Annotated in this window: 18 protein-coding genes; 17 read left to right on the plus strand and 1 reads right to left on the minus strand. The window is 73.2% G+C overall.

Annotated features, from left to right (window positions below; all coding sequences use genetic code 11):
* The first annotated feature begins 19 nt into the window (after window positions 1–19).
* The 16 genes from ACZ6RT_RS13875 (at window position 20) to ACZ6RT_RS13950 (ending at window position 15,816) form a co-directional block, all read left to right on the plus strand.
* Complete coding sequence (locus ACZ6RT_RS13875; protein WP_470153820.1) at window positions 20–1,807, plus strand: ABC transporter ATP-binding protein; 1,788 nt, start codon at window positions 20–22, stop codon at window positions 1,805–1,807.
* 52 nt (window positions 1,808–1,859) lie between these two features.
* Window positions 1,860–3,632 (plus strand): ABC transporter ATP-binding protein, encoded by a 1,773-nt coding sequence (locus tag ACZ6RT_RS13880; RefSeq protein ID WP_470153701.1) that lies wholly within the window; start codon window positions 1,860–1,862, stop codon window positions 3,630–3,632.
* Window positions 3,633–3,811: 179 nt separating this feature from the next.
* Window positions 3,812–4,768, plus strand: a complete 957-nt coding sequence (gene ppk2, locus ACZ6RT_RS13885; protein WP_399192107.1) for a polyphosphate kinase 2 — start codon at window positions 3,812–3,814, stop codon at window positions 4,766–4,768.
* A 192-nt stretch (window positions 4,769–4,960) separates the two neighbouring features.
* Complete coding sequence (hisI, locus tag ACZ6RT_RS13890) at window positions 4,961–5,308, plus strand: phosphoribosyl-AMP cyclohydrolase (protein ID WP_399192105.1); 348 nt, start codon at window positions 4,961–4,963, stop codon at window positions 5,306–5,308.
* Window positions 5,305–5,910 carry a Trp biosynthesis-associated membrane protein gene (locus ACZ6RT_RS13895; protein ID WP_470153703.1) on the plus strand — a complete coding sequence of 202 codons (606 nt, stop codon included), beginning with the start codon at window positions 5,305–5,307 and terminating at the stop codon, window positions 5,908–5,910. Before hisI ends, ACZ6RT_RS13895 begins: the two co-directional genes overlap by 4 nt.
* Before the next feature lie 129 nt (window positions 5,911–6,039).
* A complete protein-coding gene (locus ACZ6RT_RS13900; RefSeq protein WP_399192101.1) occupies window positions 6,040–6,552 on the plus strand; it encodes a DUF4190 domain-containing protein in 513 nt (170 codons plus the stop codon).
* A 210-nt stretch (window positions 6,553–6,762) separates the two neighbouring features.
* Window positions 6,763–7,230, plus strand: a complete 468-nt coding sequence (locus tag ACZ6RT_RS13905) for a DUF2752 domain-containing protein (RefSeq protein WP_470153706.1) — start codon at window positions 6,763–6,765, stop codon at window positions 7,228–7,230.
* Between the two features lie 169 nt (window positions 7,231–7,399).
* The gene (gene trpC, locus ACZ6RT_RS13910) at window positions 7,400–8,209 is read left to right on the plus strand and encodes an indole-3-glycerol phosphate synthase TrpC (RefSeq protein ID WP_399192097.1); all 810 of its coding nucleotides are present in this window, start codon (window positions 7,400–7,402) and stop codon (window positions 8,207–8,209) included.
* A 57-nt stretch (window positions 8,210–8,266) separates the two neighbouring features.
* The gene (trpB, locus tag ACZ6RT_RS13915; RefSeq protein WP_399192279.1) at window positions 8,267–9,457 is read left to right on the plus strand and encodes a tryptophan synthase subunit beta; all 1,191 of its coding nucleotides are present in this window, start codon (window positions 8,267–8,269) and stop codon (window positions 9,455–9,457) included.
* A 59-nt stretch (window positions 9,458–9,516) separates the two neighbouring features.
* Window positions 9,517–10,311 carry a tryptophan synthase subunit alpha gene (gene trpA / locus ACZ6RT_RS13920; RefSeq protein WP_399192095.1) on the plus strand — a complete coding sequence of 265 codons (795 nt, stop codon included), beginning with the start codon at window positions 9,517–9,519 and terminating at the stop codon, window positions 10,309–10,311.
* A 270-nt stretch (window positions 10,312–10,581) separates the two neighbouring features.
* Window positions 10,582–11,115, plus strand: coding sequence for a MauE/DoxX family redox-associated membrane protein (locus ACZ6RT_RS13925; RefSeq protein ID WP_399192093.1), 534 nt, complete (start codon window positions 10,582–10,584; stop codon window positions 11,113–11,115).
* Window positions 11,115–11,879 carry a DsbA family protein gene (locus ACZ6RT_RS13930; protein WP_399192091.1) on the plus strand — a complete coding sequence of 255 codons (765 nt, stop codon included), beginning with the start codon at window positions 11,115–11,117 and terminating at the stop codon, window positions 11,877–11,879. The genes ACZ6RT_RS13925 and ACZ6RT_RS13930 overlap by 1 nt, the downstream gene beginning before the upstream one ends.
* A 26-nt stretch (window positions 11,880–11,905) precedes the next feature.
* Window positions 11,906–13,510, plus strand: a complete 1,605-nt coding sequence (gene lgt / locus ACZ6RT_RS13935; protein WP_470153709.1) for a prolipoprotein diacylglyceryl transferase — start codon at window positions 11,906–11,908, stop codon at window positions 13,508–13,510.
* 97 nt (window positions 13,511–13,607) lie between these two features.
* The gene (locus ACZ6RT_RS13940) at window positions 13,608–14,327 is read left to right on the plus strand and encodes a VIT1/CCC1 transporter family protein (protein WP_470153711.1); all 720 of its coding nucleotides are present in this window, start codon (window positions 13,608–13,610) and stop codon (window positions 14,325–14,327) included.
* The gene (locus ACZ6RT_RS13945; RefSeq protein ID WP_470153713.1) at window positions 14,324–15,163 is read left to right on the plus strand and encodes a hypothetical protein; all 840 of its coding nucleotides are present in this window, start codon (window positions 14,324–14,326) and stop codon (window positions 15,161–15,163) included. Before ACZ6RT_RS13940 ends, ACZ6RT_RS13945 begins: the two co-directional genes overlap by 4 nt.
* A 38-nt stretch (window positions 15,164–15,201) precedes the next feature.
* Window positions 15,202–15,816 carry a hypothetical protein gene (locus ACZ6RT_RS13950; protein ID WP_470153715.1) on the plus strand — a complete coding sequence of 205 codons (615 nt, stop codon included), beginning with the start codon at window positions 15,202–15,204 and terminating at the stop codon, window positions 15,814–15,816.
* On the opposite strand, the gene ACZ6RT_RS13955 is transcribed toward ACZ6RT_RS13950, so the two are convergent.
* On the minus strand, window positions 15,782–17,863 hold the full coding sequence (locus tag ACZ6RT_RS13955; RefSeq protein WP_470153717.1) for a bis-aminopropyl spermidine synthase family protein: 2,082 nt from the start codon (window positions 17,861–17,863) through the stop codon (window positions 15,782–15,784). The two genes, ACZ6RT_RS13950 and ACZ6RT_RS13955, sit on opposite strands and share 35 nt — an antisense overlap.
* A gap of 199 nt (window positions 17,864–18,062) precedes the next feature.
* Here ACZ6RT_RS13955 and gltB point away from each other — a divergent pair, with 199 nt between their 5' ends.
* Window positions 18,063–22,568 carry a glutamate synthase large subunit gene (gene gltB, locus ACZ6RT_RS13960; RefSeq protein WP_470153719.1) on the plus strand — a complete coding sequence of 1,502 codons (4,506 nt, stop codon included), beginning with the start codon at window positions 18,063–18,065 and terminating at the stop codon, window positions 22,566–22,568.
* Window positions 22,569–22,628: the final 60 nt, after the last annotated feature.

Here is a 22,628-nt window from a genome sequence, read left to right on the forward strand (position 1 = left end):
CAAGGTGACCACCGCAGTCATGCGCCGGGGGCTCGGTGTCCTCGGGGTGGCCGTCCGCGCAGAGAAGTCGATCTTCACCGCGGCGGTCCTGTCCAGCGCCCTGTACGGCGTGATGACCGTCGCCGCGGCGTGGGCGCTCGGCTGGGCCACCGACCACGTCGTGCTCCCCGCCTTCCGCCAGGGGGACATCACCACCGGCACCCTCGTGGCCGGGACGCTCCTCATCCTGGGCGTGTCCCTGCTCAAGGCGCTGGGGGTGGCCGGCCGGCGCTACTTCGCCGGGGTCATGCAGTACCGGATGCAGGCCCGCTCCCGCCGGGACGTCACCCGCCAGTACCTGCGGCTCCCGCTGGCCTGGCACCACCGGCACCCGACCGGGCAGCTGCTGTCCAACGCCAGCTCCGACGTCGAGGCCGCCTGGGCGCCGCTGGCCCCGCTGCCGATGGCGGTCGGCGTGGTGGTGATGCTCGTCACCGCCGCGGTCGCGCTGGTGATCACCGATCCGGTCCTGGCCCTGGTGGGCTTCCTGGTCTTCCCGGCGATCGCCGTGCTCAACCTGGTCTACCAGCGCAGGCTCAACCCGCTGGCGACCCGCGCCCAGCAGCTGCGCGCCGAGGTCAGCGAGATCGCCCACGAGAGCTTCGACGGCGCCCTGGTCGTCAAGACCCTGGGCCGCGAGGACGAGGAGACCGCCAGGTTCACGGCCAAGGCCCACGAGCTGCGCGACGCCAACATCGCCGTCGGCCGGGTCCGCGGCCTGTTCGACCCGGTGCTGGAGGCGCTGCCCACGCTGGGCGTGCTCGCGGTGCTGATGATCGGCGCGATGCGGCTGGAGAGCGGCGCGATCGGCTCCGGGGTGCTCGTCCAGGTCGCCTACCTGTTCACCCTGCTGGCCTTCCCGATCCGGGCGCTGGGCTGGGTGCTCGCCGAGCTGCCCCGCTCGGTGGTCGGCTACGAGCGGATCCGGGCCGTGCTGGACGCCAGCGGGTCCATGGAGCACGGCACGGCCGGGCTGCCCGGCACCGACCCGGCCCGGCTGGAGGTGCGCGAGCTGGCCTACGCCTACGGGGACGGTGACTTCCCCGTCCTGCACGAGGTGAGCCTGGAGGTCGAGCCCGGCCGGACCGTGGCCCTGGTGGGCCCCACCGGCTCGGGCAAGTCCACGCTCGCCCAGACCTTCGTCCGCCTGGTCGACCCGGCCTCGGGCGCCGTCCTGGTGGACGGCACCGACCTGCGCGAGGTCGCCAGGGGAGGCGTCAGCGGCGCGGTCGCCCTGGTGCCCCAGCAGACGTTCCTGTTCGACGACACCGTGCGCGGCAACGTCGCCCTGGGCCTGCCGGTCGCCGACGAGGAGATCTGGGCCGCGCTGCGGCTGGCCCAGGCCGACGGGTTCGTCAGCGCCCTGCCCTCGGGGCTGGACACCATGGTCGGCGAGCGCGGCACCACCCTGTCCGGTGGCCAGCGCCAGCGGATCGCCCTGGCCCGCGCGCTGGTGCGCCGCCCCAGGCTGCTGATCCTGGACGACGCCACCTCCAGCGTCGACCCGCAGGTGGAGGCGAGGATCCTGTTCGGGCTGCGGGACGCGGCCCAGGTCTCCACGGTCGTCGTGATCGCCTACCGGATGGCCACCATCGCCCTGGCCGACGAGGTCGTCTACCTCGACCACGGCCGGGTCACCGACCGGGGCTCGCACGCGGAGCTGCTCGCCCGCTGCGAGGGCTACCGCAACCTGGTCACCGCCTACGAACGTCAGGGTGCCGAGCGCGAGGCGCTCGCCGCGGAACACGAGGAAGAGGTCAGCGCGTGAGGGAGTACGACCGGGACCCGGCCGCCCACGGCCCGCGGGACGGGGGGCTCCGATGAGCGCGTTCCAGGGGATCGAGCGCTCCGGCCTGGCCACCGTCCGGCACGGGCTGTCGCTCACGCCGGAGTTCCGCCGGGGACTGGCCGGGACGCTCGCGCTGGCCGTGGTCGCCACGGTCGGCAAGATCATCGTGCCGATCGCCGTCCAGCAGACCATCGACACCGGGCTCGCCGGGCCCACCCCCGACCTGGCCTACGTCCGCGCCACGGTGCTGGTGTGCGCCGCCGCCGTGGTGCTCACCGCGCTGTGCGCGTACCTGATGAACGTGCGCCTGTACCGGGTCACCGAGTCCTCGCTGGCCACGCTGCGGGTGCGCGGCTTCCGGCACGTGCACGACCTGTCGGTGCTCACCCAGAACTCCGAGCGGCGCGGCGCGCTCGTCTCCCGGGTGACCGGCGACGTCGACCAGATCAGCACGTTCATGCAGTGGGGCGGGCTGATGATCATCATCGCCCTGGGGCAGCTGCTGGTCGCCACCGTGCTGATGTTCGTCTACTCCTGGCAGCTCGCCCTGGTGGTGTGGGCCTGCTTCCTGCCGCTCATGGTCGTCCTGCCGCGCTTCCAGCGGTGGCTGTCGGGCGCCTACACCCGGGTGCGCGAGCGCACCGGCGACATGCTGTCGGCCGTCAGCGAGGCCGTGGTGGGCGCCGCGGTGATCAGGGCGCACGGCTCGGAGGCCCGTACGGCCGAGCGGCTGGACGCCGCGATCGAGGCCAACAAGGCGGCCCAGGCCCGCACCCAGCGGATCGTGGCGACCGTGTTCCCGCTGACCGAGATCGTCGCGGCCGTCGCGCTGGCCGCGCTGGTGCTGGTCGGGGTCAGGATCGGGCTGGCGGGCGACATCAGCGAGGGACGCCTGGTGGCCTTCCTGTTCCTGATCACGCTGTTCGTCTCGCCGATGCAGATGGCGACGGAGGTGCTCAACGAGGCGCAGAACGCCGTCGCCGGGTGGCGGCGCATCCTCGGCGTGCTCGACACCCCGGCCGACGTCGCCGACCCGGGCGACGACGGCGTCGACCTGCCGCGCGGCCCCATCTCGGTCTCCTTCGAGAACGTCGGCTTCTCCTACCCGGGCGGGGTTCCGGTGCTGCACGGGGTCTCTGCCGACATCACGCCGCGCTCGCGGGTCGCCGTGGTGGGGGAGACCGGCTCGGGCAAGACGACCTTCGCCAAGCTGCTCACCCGCCTGATGGACCCGGTGTCGGGGCGGATCACCGTCGACGGCCACGACCTGCGCGACGTGCGGTTCTCCTCGCTGCGCCGCAGGATCGTCATGGTGCCCCAGGACGGGTTCCTGTTCGACGGCACCCTCGCGGAGAACATCGCCTTCGGCAGGCCGTCGGCGACCGAGGCGGAGATCCGGCTGGCCCTCACCGAGCTGGGGCTCACCGACTGGCTGGAGGGGCTGCCCGCCGACCTGGACACCAGGGTCGGCCAGCGCGGCGAGTCGCTGTCGGCGGGCGAGCGCCAGCTCGTCGCGCTGGCCCGCGCCTACCTGGCCGACCCGGACCTGCTCCTGCTGGACGAGGCCACCTCGGCGGTGGACCCGGCCACGGAGGTGCGGCTGGCCCGCGCCCTGGAGGGCGCCACCCGGGGGCGTACCGCGGTCTCCATCGCCCACCGGCTCTCCACGGCCGAGGCCGCGGACGAGGTGTTCGTCTTCGACCGCGGCCGGATCGTGCAGCGCGGCCCGCACGCCGAGCTGCTGCGGCAGCCCGGCGTCTACGCCGACCTGTACGCCTCCTGGGCCTCCTCGGCCCGTTCCTAGACGCCCCTTGGACGCCCCGCGGCCGGTCCCGGCTCCCGGGACCGGTGGCAGGGTCACGGCCGGTCCCGGTGACGGGGCACGGCCGGTCAAGACCGTCCCCGCGTCGAGGATTAGCCTGGTCACGGTGAGGTAGAGGCAGGGACGGACGGATCCCACGTTCCGTCCTGGGGAAGGGACCGATGACAGAGGCAGTGGGCGAAGAGCCCATGGGCGGGCAGCCGCCCGTCCCGGACGTCCGAGAGGTCATGGAGCGCAGCGACCTGCTCGACGAGCTGGCGGACCTGCGGGTCGACGACGACGATGACGACGATCCCGTCCTGGTGCGGGTGGACGGATCTCCGGTCGACACCTGGCGGGAGAGGTACCCCTACTCCGAGCGGATGGACCGGGCGGAGTACGACCGGCTCAAGCGGCTGCTCCAGATCGAGCTGCTCAAGCTGCAGTACTGGATCAAGGACAACGGCGGCCGGCTGGTCGTCCTCTTCGAGGGGCGGGACGCGGCCGGCAAGGGCGGCACGATCAAGCGCTTCATGGAGCACCTCAACCCCCGCGGGGCCAACGTGGTGGCGCTGGAGAAGCCGAACGAGCGCGAGAGCACCCAGTGGTACTTCCAGCGCTACATCGCCCACCTGCCGGCCGCGGGGGAGATGGTCTTCTTCGACCGCTCCTGGTACAACCGCGCCGGTGTCGAGCGGGTGATGGGGTTCTGCACCCCCGAGGAGTACCTGGAGTTCCTGGAACAGGCTCCGGCGTTGGAGCGGATGCTCGTCCGCGACGGCATCCACCTGGTGAAGTTCTGGTTCTCGGTGTCGCGCTCGGAGCAGCGCACCCGGTTCGTGATCCGGCAGGTCGACCCGGTGCGGCAGTGGAAGCTCTCGCCGATGGACCTGAAGTCGCTCGACAAGTGGAACGACTACACCGAGGCCAAGGAGGACATGTTCGTCAACACCGACACGGAGGAGGCTCCGTGGACGGTGATCAAGAGCAATGACAAGAAGCGCGCCAGGATCGAGGCCATGCGGCACGTCCTGAGCCTGTTCGAGTACGACAACAAGGACCACAAGGTCGTCGGCTCCCCCGATCCGAAGATCGTGGTCCACGCCGCCGACGTGCTCGACGACGACCGCTCGAACTGAGCACCCGCGTCCGCCGTCCATCCGTACCGGGCCGTGTCCGGGCGGGACGTGCGGGTTCCCGGACGGACACGCCGGGCCGCGGTCCGGGACGGGGACGCGGGGTGCCCGCCCGGGGACGGACGTGCCGGGCGCTCGTCCGGAGGTGGACGTGCCGGGCGCCGGACCGTCCCGCCGGTGCGGCACAATTGCGGCATGCCCCTTGACCCCGCCATCGCCGCCCGGCTGAAGCGCACCGCCGACGGGCTCGTCCCCGCCGTGGTCCAGCAGTACGACACCGGCGAGGTGCTGATGCTCGCCTGGATGGACGACGAGGCGCTGCACCGCACGCTCACCACCGGCAGGGCCACCTACTGGTCGCGCAGCCGCGGTTCCTACTGGGTGAAGGGCGACACCTCCGGTCACGTCCAGCACGTGAGGTCCGCCGCGCTCGACTGCGACGGGGACACCCTCCTGCTCAAGGTCGACCAGGTGGGCGCCGCCTGCCACACCGGCGACCGGACCTGCTTCGACGCCGGGGAGCTGGCGGTGACCCGGGCATGACGGCCGGGCGCGGGCGGTGGATCTGGCCGGCGGCCTGCGTGGCGGGCGCCCTGCCGGTGCTGTTCGCCGCCGGGCGCGACTGGTTCACCGTGACGTACGGCACCCGGCAGGTCGCCCTGTCCGCCGCCGAGCTGGTCCCCGCGCTGGGGCCCGCGGCCTGGGCGGCGCTCGCCGCGGCGGTCGCCGTGCTCGCGACGGGCGGCCTCTGGCGCGCCCTCGTCGGCGCGGTGCTGGCGCTCTGCGGCGCCGGGGTGATCGCCGCCTCCTGGTCGGGGAGCGGCACGGACGCCGCGTTGCGCCTCGCCGCCGAGCGGGCGCCGACGGCCGCGGGCACGGTCCCGCAGGTCGTCGCGGTCCCGGCCTGGCCGATCGTCGCCGGAGCCGGGGGAGCGCTCCTGCTGGTCGCGGGGCTGGTGGCGCTCCTGAAAGGTGATCTCTGGCCGGGCATGTCCGGCCGCTACGACCGTCCGGGGGCCGGCCCCGCCACCGGCCGTCCCGCCCCGGCCTCCTCGGCGCGCGGCGTCCCGAGCGAGCGGGCGCTCTGGGACGCCCTGGACGAGGGGACCGACCCGACGGCCGGCCCGGACCCCCGGGAAAGCTGAGCGGGCCCCGTTCCGGTACCCGAAGGCCATGACATGCTCACCGGCCGCTCGTCCTGTCGGCCGTACTCCGCCGTACCGAACGTATTTTGGCTAGTATTTCGCCCGCAACTCGGATAATCGGGAGTCGTTATGAGCTATGGCAATCAGTCCGGTGGTTATGGGCAGCCTCCGGAGAACGGCGGCTATGGCTCCCCGGACAAGGGTTCCTCCGGTTACGGCTCCACGGGCGGTTACGGTTCCCCGGGCGGATACGGTTCGGCCGGGGGATACGACCCCGCCGGCGGGTACGGGCCGGGTGGCTACGGGCCCGGCGGGGAGTATGGGCCCGGTGGGTACGACCCCTACGGCAACTACGGCGGCTACGGCCCGCCGCAGCAGCGGGGCAACAACGGCATGGCCATCGCCGCGCTGGTCATGGGCATCGTCGGGCTGTTCTCCTGCGGCCTCCCCTCGATCGTGGGCGTCGTGCTCGGCCACATCTCGATGGGGCAGATCAAGCGGACCGGCGAGGAGGGGCGGGGCATGGCCGTCGCAGGGCTGGCGCTGTCCTATTTCGGGGTCGTGTGCTGGCTGGGTCTGGCCCTGCTGTGGCTGGTGCTGGTCGGCACTCTCGGCGGTGCCGCCCTGCTGAGCGGCGGCTGAGGCGGGATCCCCGCGAGCCCCCGACACGGGCCGCGGGACCCCTGCGAGCCCCCGACACGGCCGGGGGCGCGGACCGGGGATGCGGGCCCGGGACGTGGACCGGGGACGCGGGCCGGGAGTCGCGGACGTCCCGGTTCACGGGCATCGGGACCCCGCGCGGGTAGGCTGGCCGGCCGGGAGCCGATCACCGGTGGGAGGTGCTGACGGATCGTGCCGACGAGCCGTACGGCGGGATCGCGCGCGGCGGTCGCGGCGGCGCTGGGGGTCGCGGCGCTGGCGGGCGCCGCGGTGGCCTTCGTGGCCGCGGTCGACCCCGGCGAGCCGGGCCACTATCCCCCCTGCCCGTTCCTCATGCTCACCGGGCTGTACTGCCCCGGCTGCGGCGGGTTGCGGGCGGTGCACGCGCTCGCGCACGGCGATCTGCCGGCGGCCCTGGGGTTCAACCCGCTGGTCGTGATCATGATCCCGGTGCTGGCCGCCCTCTGGGGCCGGTGGACGCTGCGCGCCTGGCGCGGTGGCGCCCCGGACCCGAACGGCGGGCGGTATCCCGGATATCCCAGAATATCCCGGATGTCCGGGATATCCGTGCGACCCGTGTACGCGTGGTCATTGCTCGCCGTGACCTTCGCATTTTGGATAGCACGAAATCTTCCTTTTGGGGAATTCCTAGCCCCATAGTCACCTATAGGTCTCACCCCGTGGCCGGGTGAGTGCGGCCGGGCCGATACCATCGGCGGGACAAGGGCAGTCGATCGGGAGGGGCCTTACTCGTGAGCGAGCGGAGCGAGCGAACCACGGACACGACGGCGTTCGCGAGCCTGGCCTCCGAGCTTCGCGGGGAGGGCAAGTGAGCGTGCTCGAAGAGATCCTCGAGGGAGTCCGCGCCGACCTGGCCGAGCGGCAGGAGCGGGTGTCGCTGGCCGAGCTCAAGGAGCGGGCCGCCAAGGCGCCCGCCCCGCGCGACGCGTACGCGGCGCTGGGCGGCGACCAGGTGGCGGTCATCGCCGAGGTCAAGCGCTCCAGCCCGTCCAAGGGGGCCCTGGCGGCGATCGCCGACCCCGCCGCGCTGGCCGGTGACTACGAGTCGGGCGGCGCCCACGTCATCAGCGTGCTCACCGAGCGGCGCCGCTTCGGCGGCAGCCTCGACGACCTGGCCGCGGTACGCGCCGTCGTCGACATCCCGGTGCTGCGCAAGGACTTCATCGTCACCTCCTACCAGCTGTGGGAGGCCCGCGCCTACGGTGCCGACCTGGCGCTGCTGATCGTCGCGGCCCTGGACCAGAACGCGCTGGTCTCGCTCATCGAGCGGGCCGAGTCGATCGGGCTGGCCCCGCTGGTCGAGGTGCACACCGAGGAGGAGCTGGAGCGGGCGCTGGCCGCCGGTGCCCGGCTCATCGGTGTCAACGCGCGCGACCTCAAGACGCTGGAGGTGGACCGCGAGGTGTTCGCCAAGCTCGCCCCCAAGATCCCCGAGGGCGTCATCAAGATCGCCGAGTCGGGTGTGCGCGGCCCCCACGACCTGCTCGCCTACGCCAGGGCCGGCGCCGACGCCGTCCTGGTCGGCGAGAGCCTGGTGACCGGCAAGGACCCGCGGGCCGCCGTGGTCGACCTGGTCACCGCCGGTGCCCATCCCGCATCCCGACCCGAGGGGCAGTAAGCAGTGACGACTCACGACGGAACCGTCCTCACCACCGCGGACCTCGCGGGCAACGGCGTGCACGGCGACGACCCCGACGTGCACGGCAAGTTCGGCGTCTTCGGCGGGCGCTACGTGCCCGAGGCGCTGATCCCCGCCCTGGACGAGGTCGCCGCGGAGTACGACAGGGCCAAGAACGACGTGGCCTTCCTGCGGGAGTTCGACCACCTGCTGCGCACCTACGCCGGGCGTCCCACCACGCTGACCGAGGTGCCCCGCTTCGCCGAGCAGGCGGGCGGCGCCCGGATCATCCTCAAGCGCGAGGACCTGACCCACACCGGCGCCCACAAGATCAACAATGTGCTCGGCCAGGCCCTGCTGACGAAGCGGCTGGGCAAGACGCGGGTGATCGCCGAGACCGGCGCCGGGCAGCACGGCGTCGCCACCGCGACCGCCGCGGCCCTGATGGGCCTGGAGTGCGTGATCTACATGGGCGCCGTGGACTGCGAGCGCCAGGCGCTCAACGTCGCCCGGATGAAGCTGCTCGGCGCGACCGTCGTGCCGGTCACCAACGGCAGCCAGACCCTCAAGGACGCCATCAACGAGGCGTTCCGCGACTGGGTGGCCAACGTCGACCGCACCCACTACCTGTTCGGCACGATCGCCGGCCCGCACCCGTTCCCCGAGATCGTCCGCGACTTCGCCCGCATCATCGGCGTCGAGGCCCGCCGCCAGATGCTGGAGCTCACCGGCGCCCTGCCGGACGCGGTCGCCGCCGCGGTCGGCGGCGGCTCCAACGCCATCGGCATCTTCCACGCCTTCATCGGCGACCGCGACGTCCAGCTGCACGGCTACGAGGCGGGCGGGCGCGGCCTGGAGAGCGGCGAGCACGCCCTGACCCTCACCGAGGGCTCCATCGGCGTGCTGCACGGCTCGCGCACGTACGTGCTCCAGGACGACGAGGGCCAGACGGTCGAGTCGCACTCGATCTCGGCCGGGCTCGACTACCCCGGCGTCGGCCCCGAGCACGCCTGGCTCAAAGACACCGGCCGCGCCACCTACCACGGCATCACCGACGCCGAGGCGATGGACGCCTTCTCGCTGCTGGCCCGTACCGAGGGCATCATCCCCGCGATCGAGTCCTCGCACGCGCTGGCCGGAGCCCTCAAGCTCGGCCGCGAGATGGGCCCGGACGCCACCATCCTGGTCAACCTCTCTGGCCGGGGCGACAAGGACATGGGCACCGCCATGAAGTACTTCAACCTCTGACGACCGCCCCTCTTCCCCTCCGCCACGGCCGGGGAGGACGACCCGCAACGGAAGCAACGATGACGACTCTCCAGACGGTGTTCGCCAAGGCCAAGGCGGACGACCGCGCCGCCCTCATCGGGTACCTCCCCGCGGGGTTCCCCACCAAGGAGGGCGGCGTCGCCGTCGCCACCGCGATGGTGGAGGCGGGCTGCGACGTGATCGAGATCGGCCTGCCCTACTCCGACCCGCTCATGGACGGCCCGACGATCCAGGACGCGGTCCACCGGGCGCTGACCAACGGCACCCGCATCGCCGACGTGCTGCGCACGGTCGAGGGCGTCGCCAGGACGGGCGCCGCCACCCTGGTCATGACGTACTGGAACCCGATCGACCGCTACGGCGCCGAGCGCTTCGCCCGCGACCTGGCGAACGCGGGCGGGGTGGGCACCATCACGCCCGACCTGACCCCCGAGGAGGCCGGGCCCTGGCGCGAGGCCAGCGCCGCGGCCGGGATCGACACCGTCTTCCTGGTCGCGCCCAGCTCCACCCGGGCGCGCATCCAGGCCGTCGCCGACAGCTGCACCGGTTTCGTCTACGCGGCCTCGCTGATGGGCGTCACCGGAGCCCGCGACTCGGTCGGCGAGGCCGCCCAGGGCCTGGTCGAGCGCACCCGCCCGCACACCTCGCTCCCGGTCTGCGTCGGCCTGGGCGTCGGCACCGGCCGCCAGGCCGCCGAGGTCGCGGCCTACGCCGACGGCGTCATCGTGGGCTCGGCGTTCATCCGCCGCGTGCTGGACGCCCCCGACGAGGCCTCGGGCCTGGCCGCGGTCCGCGAGCTGGGCGCCGAGCTGGCGGCCGGCGTCCGCGGCTGACGGACCCGAAGGTCACGGGCGCGACCGCCCGGTCCCGGTCCCGCGCGTACGGCACCGGCCCCGTCCGGGGCCGCCGGTGTCACCTCCGCGCGGGGACCGGGCCCTTGTCACGCTCCGTGTCCGTCGGGCAGGCTTATTCAACGCTTATCCGGTCCGTGATGAGGTTTTCCTCGGTACCGTGCGTTCGCCGGAGCCGTTCGTGCCCGGTCCCCGGAAAAGGAGAATGGTGGTCGTGACCGCAAACAGCCCGCGCCCAATAGGTCGCGTATCGTGATTTCGGCGCTACGCTGGGTGACGACCGTCTCGCGGCTGGTGCTGGCGGGCGTGCTGATCGTCGCGGGTTGGGGCAAGATCGGCACCCCGGCGCTCTCGGTCCAGGCGGTCGAGGCATACGAGCTGCTCCCTGAATCGCTCGCCACGGTGGTCGGCTACGGCCTGCCGATCCTGGAGATCGTCGTGGGGGTGTTGCTGGTTGTCGGGCTGCTCACCCGGACGGCGGCCGTCGTCTCGGCACTGCTGATGCTGGCGTTCGTCATCGGCATCGCCTCGGCGTGGGCGCGCGGGCTGCGCATCGACTGCGGCTGCTTCGGCGGCGGCGGCCGGCTGGCGGCGGGCGTGGAACCCGACTACCTGATCGACATCCTGCGTGACTTCGGTCTCTTCGCGCTCGGCGTGTTCGTCGCCTGGTTCCCGCCGGGTCGCTTCGCGCTGGACTCCGTGCTGGGGCTGACCCCCGGCCAGGAACCGTACGACGACTTCGAGGGCGACGACGACGAGGAGCCCCACGAAAAGGAGACGGACTGATGGGCAAGGCCGCGCGGGAGCAGTCGGCGCGTGATCGCATCAAGTCACAGCGCGAGGAACAGAGGAACAAGGACCGGCGCAAGCGGGCGTTGACGGCCGGGACGGTTGCGGTCATCGCGCTGGCCGCGGTCGGCGGCGGCTGGTGGTTCGCCGCCCAGAGCAGCAGGTCCGAGCAGGTCGCCGCCACTCTCGCGCCGATCACCGTGGCCGCCGACGGCTCGGTGGTCATGGCCAGGCCCGGCGTGGAGAAGCCGGTCCTGGACGTCTACGAGGACTTCCAGTGCCCGGCCTGCAGGGCGCTGGAGGAGACCAGCGGCCCCACGATCAAGAACCTGGCGGCCGAGGGCAAGGCCAAGGTCGTCTTCCACCCGATCACGATCTTCCCGCAGCAGACCAACAAGGGCGTCACCCGGGCGAACTCGGTGCGCGCCGCCGCCGCGGCCCGCTGCATCCCCGGGGGAGCCCCCTGGAGCGCGTTCCACGACAAGCTGTTCAAGGAGCAGCCCTCGGAGACCGCGGAGGGCTTCGCGATCCCGGACCTGATCGCCTGGGGCAAGGAGGCCGGCGTGACCGACGCCGGGTTCGACGCCTGCGTGACCAGCCAGGAGAAGGCGGCCGCGCACGCCGCCTACAGCACCAAGGTCATGGAGGGGCAGAAGCTCAGCGGCACGCCGACGCTGAAGCTCAACGGCAGCGAGGTGGACATCGAGGTCGCCTTCAAACCCGCCGAGCTACGCCAGGCCGTTCTGGATGCCGCCAAGTAGCGCGCGACACGGTAACGTCACCTGACATGCCCCTCGCCTCGATTCCCAGCCCCTCCCAGGGGGTCTGGCACCTCTTCGGCGTGGTCCCCATCCGGGCCTACGCACTGTGCATCGTGCTCGGCGTCGTCGTCGCGGTCGTCATCGGTGAACGCCGCTGGCGAGCCCGCGGCGGCCAGCCGGGAACGATCGTGGACCTCGCCGTCTGGGCCGTGCCGTTCGGCCTGGTCGGCGGGCGTATCTACCACGTCCTCACCGACTGGCAGCTCTACTTCGGGGCGGACGCGCCGAACGAGCCGTACGAGGCGCTGTTCATCTGGAACGGCGGCCTGGGCATCTGGGGCGCGGTCGCGCTGGGCGGCGTGGGCGTCTGGATCGCCTGCCGGCGGGCGGGCCTCTCGCTCACCGCGGTGGCCGACACCATCGCCCCCGGCATCGTGATCGCCCAGGGCATCGGCCGCTGGGGCAACTACTTCAACCAGGAGCTGTTCGGCAGCCCCACCGACCTGCCGTGGGGCCTGGAGATCGACCCCGACCGGCCGGGCACGGTGCCGGGCGAGGACACCTACCACCCGGCGTTCCTGTACGAGTCGATCTGGGACCTGGGCCTGGGGGTCATCCTCATCTGGGCGGGCAGCAGGTTCGCGCTCCGCCACGGGCGCCTGTTCGCGCTCTACGTCGCCGGCTACACCGTGGGCCGCTTCTGGATCGAGGGGCTGCGGGTCGACACCGCCCACCACATCCTCGGCCTGCGCCTCAACCAGTGGACCTCGATCATCGTGTTCATCGGGGCGATGATCTACTTCTGGTACGCCAGGAACAGGACCGACGACGAGCCGGTGCTCCCCGCGGGGACCGGCGGGGGCGTCCCGGACGGGGCCGTGGCGTCGGACGAGGACCGCGAGGGCCACGAGAACCCCGAGGACCTCACCGCCGGCGGCGTCCGGGAGGGCGCCGGGGACGACACCGCCACGGGGACGCCCCCGGGAGGCGGCACCACCGGCACTTCTCCGGGCACCACCACCGGCACCGCCACCAGCACCACCGGCACCGCCACCGGCACCGCCACCAGCACCACCGGCACCGCCACCAGCACCACCGGCACCGCCACCAGCACCACCGGCACCGCCACCAGCACCACCGGCACCGCCACGGCCCTGGCCACTCCCGGCGAGGAGGGCCTCGTCGACCCGGCGCACCCCTCCGACCAGGCCGAGCCCGCCGAGAAGGCCGTGAGCGCGGCGGCCCGGGAGGGGACGCCCGCGTCCGCTTCGAGCGCGTCCGTGCCGTCACCGGGCACGCTCGCCGCAGACGTCCCGGCAACCCCCGCCGATCCGGCGTCCGCGGATCCGGCCCACCCGGCCGACCAGGCGGAGGCCTCCGAGATCGACGGGCCCGCGAGGACCGGCGGTCCCGCCACGGCCGCTGGCTCCGCCGGGATCGCCGGCACCCCTGGGATCGACGGTCCCGCGGGGACCGGCGGGTCCGCCACGGTCGCGGGTCCCGCCACGGCCGACGGGGCCACCGGTTCCGGGCCGGTGCGCGGTGACGCCGTACCGGCCGTGGCCGGGGGCGACCGCGGTGAGCAGGACGCGGCCGAGACCGTTCCCGAGGGCGGGAAAGAACGACGTTGACGTTCCGTCCATCCATGGTCCGGGTCACCGGATCGCCCGGCGCGGAGACCTTCCCGTGCCGGGCGCGGCACGGGCGCCCCGCGCGCCGGAGGGCGGGATGAACGAGGAGGCCCCCCGGCAGGGCGCCGAGATGCACCACCAGCACCGTGACGTCAACGGCGGCTGGCTGCGTCCCTCGGTGTTCGGCGCGATGGACGGCCTGGTCTCGAACTTCGCCCTGATCGCGGGGGTCGCCGGCGGCGGCGCCGGCACCCGGGTCATCGTGCTGGCGGGCGTCGCGGGCCTGGCGGCGGGCGCGTTCTCCATGGCCGGAGGCGAGTACGTGTCGGTGGCCAGCCAGCGCGAGCTGGCCCTGGCCGAGATCGCCATCGAGCGGCGCGAGCTCGAACGCCACCCCGAGGCCGAGCAGGAGGAGCTGGCCAAGCTCTACCGGGACCGGGGCGTCGACCCGGCCGTGGCCGCCGAGGTGGCCCGGCAGATCTCGATGGACCCGGAGACGGCGCTGGAGGTGCACTCCGAGGCCGAGCTGGGGGTGACCTCCCGGGACCTGCCCTCGCCCAGGACCGCGGCCGTCTCCTCGTTCCTGTCGTTCGCCGTGGGCGCGCTCCTGCCGCTCCTGCCGTACCTGCTGGGCGTCACCAGCCTGGTGGCCTCGGCGGTGATCTCGTGCCTGGCGCTGTTCGGCGCGGGCGCGCTCGTCTCCCGGGTCACCGCGCGCAGCTGGTGGTACAGCGGGCTGCGCCAGCTCGTGGTGGGCGTGATCGCCGCGGCCCTGACCTTCGCCCTGGGCACCCTGCTGGGAGGAACCGGACTGTGACCACCCCCGCCACCCCCCCTCCCGCCCCCGCCCGCAAACGCCGCCGCTCCTCCGGCCCCGCGGAGTCGTGGAGCATCCCCCGGCTGGAGGAGTGGGGCCTGACCCGCACCCAGCAGCGGTTGCTGCTGATCCTCGGCTCGGTGGCGGGCGTGCTGATCGCCGCGGTCGCCCTCACCATGGGGATCTCCGCGATCGGCAACGACTTCGAGCCCGAGCGGGCCACCGCCTCGGTCATCGGCACCGAGCCGCGGCCCGACGCCTACCGGGGCTGGCCCTCCTCGGCGGTGTTCGGGCCCATCGCGCAGAGCAAGGCCGACCCCCGGCCGCTGACGCTCAAGGAGCTCTTCCCCGCCCGGACCCTCAAGGAGGGCAGGACCACGCTGCGGCTGGCGGGCACCCGGCTGGAGAGCGGCTGCGCGGGCGCGGTCTGGGGGCAGGGGGTCGTCGACCTGCTCGTCCGGGGCGGCTGCACCCAGGTGGCCAGGGGCCTGTACGCCAGCGCCGACGGCCGCTACGTCGCCCAGTACACGCTGTTCAACCTCCGCGACGCCGCCTCGGCCGACGCGCTGGTGAACGGCCTGACCACCCTGCACCGGGGCGGCTGGGTACGGCCGCTGGAGTCGGCCAGGGCCGCGTTCCCCTCCGGTGGCCACACCGAGTCCAGCGGTCACGCCATGGGCCACTACGCCGGGCTGGTCTGGTTCGGCCGGGCCGACGGCGCCGAGCCGACCCCCAGGGACGACTTCGTCTCCCTGGCCCTGACGGTTCGCGGCACCGAGAAGGCGATCTTCCGCCGGATCGTCGCCGTGGCCCCGGTCCCGGCTCCCTCCAGGTAGTCACCGATGCACCGCGCGTCACAGTAGGCTCTGTCGTCATGCGCACGTGGATCACCGTCGTCGTCCTGGCCGTGGTCGCGGGGGCCGGGATCTTCCTGTGGCTGGGGGACGAGCCCGCACCGCGCGCGGCCGTCCTGCGCGCCGAGACCGGCACCGCCCACTACGCGCCCATCGCCACCCGCGCCCTCGACCCCCGGCCCCTGACCGTCGCCGAGCTGTTCGACCGGCCGACGGTGTCGGCGGGCACCACCCGGCTCGCCCTCAAGGGCACCGAGGACCTCGCCGACTGCGCCGAGGCCGCCTGGGGAGGCGCGCGGGACGCGCTCGGCGGCTGCACCCAGGTGCTGCGGGCCCGGTACGAGACCGAGGACGGCACGGTCTGGGGCCAGTTCGTGATCTTCAACCTCGCCGACTCGGCCGCCGCGGACGCCCTGGTGGCGGCGCTCGGGCGCGACGGCTTCGTCCGCCCGGCCCCCGGCGCGCCCGGGGGCCTCGACGGCGCGCACGGCTGGGCCCAGGTCCGTGCCCTGGGCCACTTCGTCACGGTGAGCTGGGTGGGCCCCGTGGTGCAGGGGAAGCGGCCCGACCTCACCTACCCGCAGGTGGCGCTGGACGGCCTCAGCCTGGTGATCCAGCGACGACTGGTGCGCTGAGGGAGTCCCGCACCGCGGCCGGGAGCTCCAGCAGGCGGTGGGCGGGCAGCTCCAGCACGGTGACGTCGGCCGCCCAGGGGGCGACGGCGGTGACGACCGCCCTGGCCTGCTTCTTCGTCAGATCGCCCCGGGCGCCGATCAGGGCCTCGCGCCAGGTGTTGGCGAGCTTGCCGTGCGCGTTGTCCAGGATCCGGCGCAGGATCCGCTCGGCGTCCCCGGCCGCCTCGGCGTTCCCGGCCTGTTCGGTGTCCCCGGTCCGCGCGGTGTCCGCGGCCGGTTCGGCGTCCCGGTCCCGCGCGGTGCCCGGCGCGGTCGCGGTGCCCCCGGGCCTTCCGGCTCCCGGGACGGGCGGCGCCACCCGTACGGCGCGGACGCCGGTGCCCTCGGCGGTGAGCCGGTAGACGGGGGAGAGCAGGTCGGCGGGGAGCTCGCGGACGGCCGAGGCCAGGGTGACGCGCACCTCCCCGGCCCGGGTGGCCAGCAGCAGCCGGGGCAGCGCGGCCTCCAGCCCGGCCGGGACGGAGATCGCCACCCGGGCCGGGTCGCTGGCGTACGGCTTGGCCAGCCAGGTCGTCAGGCGCGCCCGGGGGAGCCTGGGCAGCACGTCCCGCGGCCAGTCGCCCACCAGCACCTCCGGCATGAAACCGTCGTCCGCGCCGGGGTCCCGCCCGCCGGCGGCCGTGGCGGGGGAGGGCGCGGAAGGGGGCGCCGTGGCGGGGGAGGACGCGCCGGGGGAGCCGGCCGACTCCACCGACTGCGGGCCCCGGGTGTAGATCGCGGTGGCGGCGGCCTCGACGCGGGACGCCACGGCGGGCCAGGTCTTCGTGGTGGGACGCAGGACGTACAGGTCGGCGGCCGAGCCGATCGCCTCGGCGCCGAGGTAGCGGTTGAAGTCCGGGTAGATCGCCTCGTTGACGAGGTTGAGCCCGGACAGGGCCTGCTGCACCTTCAGCGCGAGCGCGGGGGTGCGCTCACTGGCCCCGTACGCCAGCAGGATCCGGCCGCGGTCGCGGTCGCGCAGCCCCTCGGCGCCGCGGGCGACGAACAGCGCGACCCCCTCGGGGGTGTAGGGCGGGTCGGTGATCGCCAGGTCGGCCCAGGCGTGCGCCGAGGCGGGCAGGCCCAGCCGCAGGTCGGCCCAGCGGGTCCGCACGGCCAGGCCCAGCCGGTCGGCCTGGTCGGAGATGTAGGCGAGGATGCGCTCGTCGATGTCGGCCACGGTCACCTCGACGCCCGGGTGCAGCAGGGCGGTGGCCAGCGAGGTCAGGTCGTGGTCGCCCACGCAGAGCAGCCGGGCGCCGTCCAGCCAGAACCGGGCGTCCAGCAGCAGGGCCCGCCGGACCACGGTCTCCCCGGTGGCGGCGACGTGGTCCAGCGCGTGGCGGCCCCGGGGCGCCTTGGCGATCAGCTCGTCCATCAGCGCGACCAGGTCGGCGTGGCCGGGCAGGAGATGCGCCACCGGGTCCGCCGGGGAGACGGCGCCGGGCCCCGGCCCCTGCGTCCTCTGCGTCCCCGATGTGCCCGGCGTCCCGGACGGCGCAGCGGGCGCGGAGGGGAGCCGGAAGCGGGCCCCGGACCTCTCCAGCCGCTCGTCCACCTCGCGCAGCAGCTCCTCGACGGTCCGCCGGGACGTCGCGGTCTCCCTGACCAGGTCGGCGAGCGTCCACCAGCGGCCGTCCGACAGCGCCACCAGCGCGTTCCGCAGCCGCCTGCCGTCGATGCCCGCCCGCGCGACGAGCGCCATGGCCCCCTCGCCGGGCCCGGAGGCGCAGGGAGGGCCGGCGGAGGCGGAGGCCGCGAGGGCGGCGAGCGCCGGAGCGGGACCGGGCGCGGCGGGGGCTCGATCGGGATCGGGATCGGGATCGGAAGGGCGGGCCTGGCCGGAACCGGACGCGGAGACCTGATCGGGATCGGACGCGGAGGCCCGATCGGGCGCGGGACCCGAGGCGGAGTCCGGGGCGTTCCCCGACACGCCCGAGGGGCCCGCGGTGGTGGCGGTTGTCAGATCGGCGGGCTCGCCCGACGGCACGGGGACGCTCGGTTCCATCAGGCCACCTTAGAGCCCCGACCTGGAATGTCGTGCCGCCGGAGCGCGTTCAATGAAACGGGCGAATCGCCCTTAATTCGCGCTACCAAGACCGGGTAGGCAGTTATCCGGCAGGGTACGGTAACCTCTACCCACCACGCAGCAGGGCCAACGTCGTCCCTTGCTTGTTCCAAAGAAGCAAGACGACGGGAGGGATTCAATGCCTGCTGCCCACCTCGGCTTTCCCGAGCCTCAGGGCCTGTACCACCCCTCGCACGAGCACGACGCCTGTGGCGTCGCCATGGTCGCCGACGTGGCCGGTCGCCGCAGTCACGACATCGTCGCGAAGGCCTTGACCGCGCTGTGCAATCTCGACCACCGGGGGGCCCAGGGTAGCGAGCCGGACACCGGGGACGGGGCCGGCATCCTCACGCAGATCCCGGACACCTTCCTGCGGGTGGTGGCGGACTTCCCGCTGCCCGAGGCCGGTGCCTACGCGGTCGGCACGGCGTTCCTGCCCGCCGACGCCCAGGCCCGCGGGACCGCCGTGCGGCTGATCGAGGAGATCGCCGCCGAGGAGGGCCTGACGGTCCTCGGCTGGCGGGACCTGCCGACCACCCCCGACCTGCCCGGGCCGAGCGCCCGCGCGGTCATGCCCTTCTTCGCCCAGCTGTTCGTGACCTCACCGAACGGTGAGACCGGCCTGGAGCTGGACCGGCTGGTCTTCTGCCTGCGCAAGCGGGCCGAGCACGAGGCGGACGTCTACTTCCCCTCGCTGAGCTGCCGGACCATCGTCTACAAGGGCATGCTCACCCCGCTGCAGGTGGAGCGGTTCTTCCCCGACCTGACCGACGAGCGGTACGAGTCCGCCATCGCGCTGGTCCACTCGCGTTTCTCCACCAACACCTTCCCCTCCTGGCCGCTGGCCCACCCGTACCGCTACGTCGCGCACAACGGCGAGATCAACACGGTCAAGGGCAACCGCAACTGGATGCGGGCCCGCGAGGCCATGCTGCAGACCGCGAACCTGCCGGGCGACCTGGCGCGGCTCTTCCCGATCTGCGACCCGGACGGCTCCGACACCGCCTCCTTCGACGAGACGCTGGAGCTGCTGCACCTGGCCGGTCGCCGGCTGCCGCACGCGGTGCTGATGATGATCCCGGAGGCGTGGGAGAACCACACCGAGATGGACCCGGCGCGCCGGGCGTTCTACGAGTTCCACTCCACGATGATGGAGGCCTGGGACGGCCCCGCCTCGATCACCTTCTCCGACGGCACCCTGGTCGGCGCGGTCCTCGACCGCAACGGCCTGCGCCCGGGACGGTTCTGGGTCACCGCCGACGGCCTGGTCGTGCTGGCCTCCGAGGCCGGCGTGCTCGACATCGCGCCGCAGGACGTGGTCCGCAAGGGCCGCCTGCAGCCCGGCCGGATGTTCCTGATCGACACCTCCCTCGGCAAGATCATCGAGGATGACGAGATCAAGGCCGAGCTCGCGGCCGAGCTGCCGTACGCGGACTGGCTGCACGCCGGGCTGGTCCGCTTCGAGGAGCTGCCGGTCCGCGCGCACGAGGTGCCCACGCACGAGGCGCTGATCAAGCGGCAGCAGACCTTCGGCTACACCGAGGAGGAGCTGCGGATCATCCTGGCGCCGATGGCGAAGGCGGGCGCCGAGCCGATCGGCTCGATGGGCACCGACACCCCCGTCGCGGTGCTCAGCGAGCGGCCCCGGCTGCTGTTCGACTACTTCAGCCAGCTGTTCGCGCAGGTCACCAACCCGCCGCTGGACGCCATCCGCGAGGAGCTCGTCACCTCCCTGGCCAGCACCATCGGCCCCGAGGGCAACCTGCTCGAACCCGGCCCGGCCTCCTGCCGCCAGCTCGTGCTGCCCTACCCGGTGATCGACAACGACGAGCTCGCGAAGATCATCCACATCAACGACGAGGGCGCGCTGCCGGGCTTCCACCCGCGCGTGATCTCCGGGCTGTACCCGGTCGCGGGCGGCGGCGAGGCGCTGCTGCACCGCCTGGAGGAGATCCGCGCCGAGGTCTCGGCGGCGATCGAGGGCGGGGCGCGGATCATCGTGCTCTCCGACCGCGGCTCGTCCGAGGCGCTCGCGCCGATCCCGTCGCTGCTGCTGACCGGCGCCGTGCACCACCACCTGATCGCCGAGAAGACCCGTACCCGGGTCGGCCTGGTCGTCGAGACCGGCGAGGCGCGCGAGGCGCACCACATGGCGCTGCTGATCGGCTACGGCGCGGGCGCGGTGAACCCGTACCTGGCCATCGAGACCGTCGAGGACATGGTCGACTCGGGCGTGCTCCAGGCCGACCGGCACAAGGCGGTGCGCAACCTGATCAAGGCGTACGGCAAGGGCGTGCTGAAGGTCATGTCCAAGATGGGCGTGTCCACGGTGGCCTCCTACACCGGCGCTCAGATCTTCGAGGCGCTCGGCCTGAGCCAGGAGGTCGTCGACGCCTGTTTCACCGGGACCACCTCCCGCCTGGGCGGCGTCGGCTTCGACGTGCTGGCCGAGGAGGCGGCGCTGCGGCACCGCCGCGCCTACCCCCGGGCGGAGAACCCCCACCGCCGCCTGGAGGTCGGCGGCGAGTACCAGTGGCGCCGCGAGGGCGAGCCGCACCTGTTCAACCCCGAGACCGTCTTCAAGCTGCAGCACGCCACCCGCTCGCGCCGCTACGAGATCTTCAAGGAGTACACCGGCCTGGTGGACTCCCAGGCGGAGAAGCTGATGACGCTGCGCGGCCTGTTCAGGCTCAGGGAGGGCGTCCGCGAGCCGGTCCCGGTCGACGAGGTCGAGCCGATCAGCGAGATCGTCAAGCGCTTCTCCACCGGCGCCATGTCGTACGGCTCCATCTCGATGGAGGCGCACGAGACCCTGGCCATCGCGATGAACCGGCTGGGCGGCAAGTCCAACACCGGTGAGGGCGGCGAGGACCCCGAGCGGCTGCACGACCCGGCCCGCCGCTCGGCCATCAAGCAGGTGGCCTCCGGCCGGTTCGGCGTGACCTCGGAGTACCTGGTCAACGCCGACGACGTGCAGATCAAGATGGCGCAGGGCGCCAAGCCCGGCGAGGGCGGCCAGCTGCCCGGCCACAAGGTCTACCCGTGGATCGCCAAGACCCGGCACTCCACCCCGGGCGTCGGCCTCATCTCGCCGCCGCCGCACCACGACATCTACTCCATCGAGGACCTCGCCCAGCTCATCCACGATTTGAAGAACGCCAACCCGTCCGCCCGCGTGCACGTCAAGCTGGTGGCCGAGGTCGGGGTAGGCACGGTCGCGGCGGGCGTGTCCAAGGCGCACGCCGACGTGGTGCTCATCTCCGGCCACGACGGCGGCACCGGCGCCTCCCCGCTGACCTCGCTCAAGCACGCGGGCTCGCCCTGGGAGCTCGGCCTGGCCGAGACCCAGCAGACGCTGCTGCTCAACGGGCTGCGCGACCGCATCACGGTGCAGGTCGACGGCCAGCTCAAGACCGGCCGCGACGTGGTCATCGCCGCCCTGCTGGGCGCGGAGGAGTACGGCTTCGCCACCGCACCGCTGGTCGTCTCCGGCTGCGTGATGATGCGCGTCTGCCACCTGGACACCTGCCCGGTCGGCGTCGCCACCCAGAACCCCGAGCTGCGCCGGCGCTTCACCGGCAAGCCCGAGTTCGTGGTCAACTTCTTCGAGTTCGTCGCCCAGGAGATCCGCGAGTACCTGGCCGCGCTGGGCTTCCGCAGCCTGGAGGAGGCCGTCGGCCACGCCGAGCTGCTCGACACCACCCCGGCGGAGAACCACTGGAAGGCCGCCGGGCTGGACCTGGCGCCGATCCTGCACATGCCCAAGCTGCCCGAGGGCGCCTCGCTGCGCCGTACGGTGGCCCAGGACCACGGGCTGGACCGGGCGCTGGACAACACGCTGATCCAGCTCGCCGAGGGCGCGCTCAAGACCGGCAGCAGGGTCACCCTCGACCTGCCGATCCGCAACGTCAACCGCACGGTCGGCACCATGCTCGGCCACGAGGTGACCAAGCGGTACGGCGGCGCGGGCCTGCCCGACAACACCATCGACGTCCGCTTCACCGGCTCGGCGGGCAACTCCTTCGGCGCCTTCCTGCCCCGGGGGATCACGCTGCGGCTGACCGGCGACGCCAACGACTACGTGGGCAAGGGCCTGTCCGGCGGCCGGATCTCGGTCGCCCCGCACGACGTGGCCCCGCTGGAGGGCCACATCATCGCCGGGAACGTCGGCCTGTACGGGGCGACCTCCGGCGAGGCGTTCATCCGCGGCGTCGCGGGGGAGCGGTTCTGCGTCCGAAACTCCGGTGCCACCGCGGTGGTCGAGGGCGTCGGGGACCACGGCTGCGAGTACATGACCGGCGGCAAGGTGGTCGTCCTGGGCGCGACCGGACGCAACTTCGCGGCCGGCATGTCGGGCGGCGTCGCCTACCTGCTCGACCTCGACACCGACCGGGTCAACCGCGAGATGGTCGAGGTCGAGGAGCTCGACGAGACCGACTCCGAGGCGCTGCGCGAGATCGTCGAGGCGCACCTGACCGAGACCGGCTCCACCGTGGCCAAGGCGCTGCTGGCCGACTGGGACCCGTCCCGCTTCCGCAAGATCATGCCGACGGACTACAAGCGGGTCCTGCGGGCCGCCGAGTCCGCCCGGCTGGAGGGCCGCGACATCGACGAGGCCGTCATGACCGCCGCGGTGCAGGCATGAGGCCGGCACCGGGGCGGATCCGCCCCCTCGGCTCCGGACCGGCGAGGGGAACGGCCGCGC

The sequence above is a fragment of the Streptosporangium sp. NPDC050148 genome (assembly GCF_055586505.1).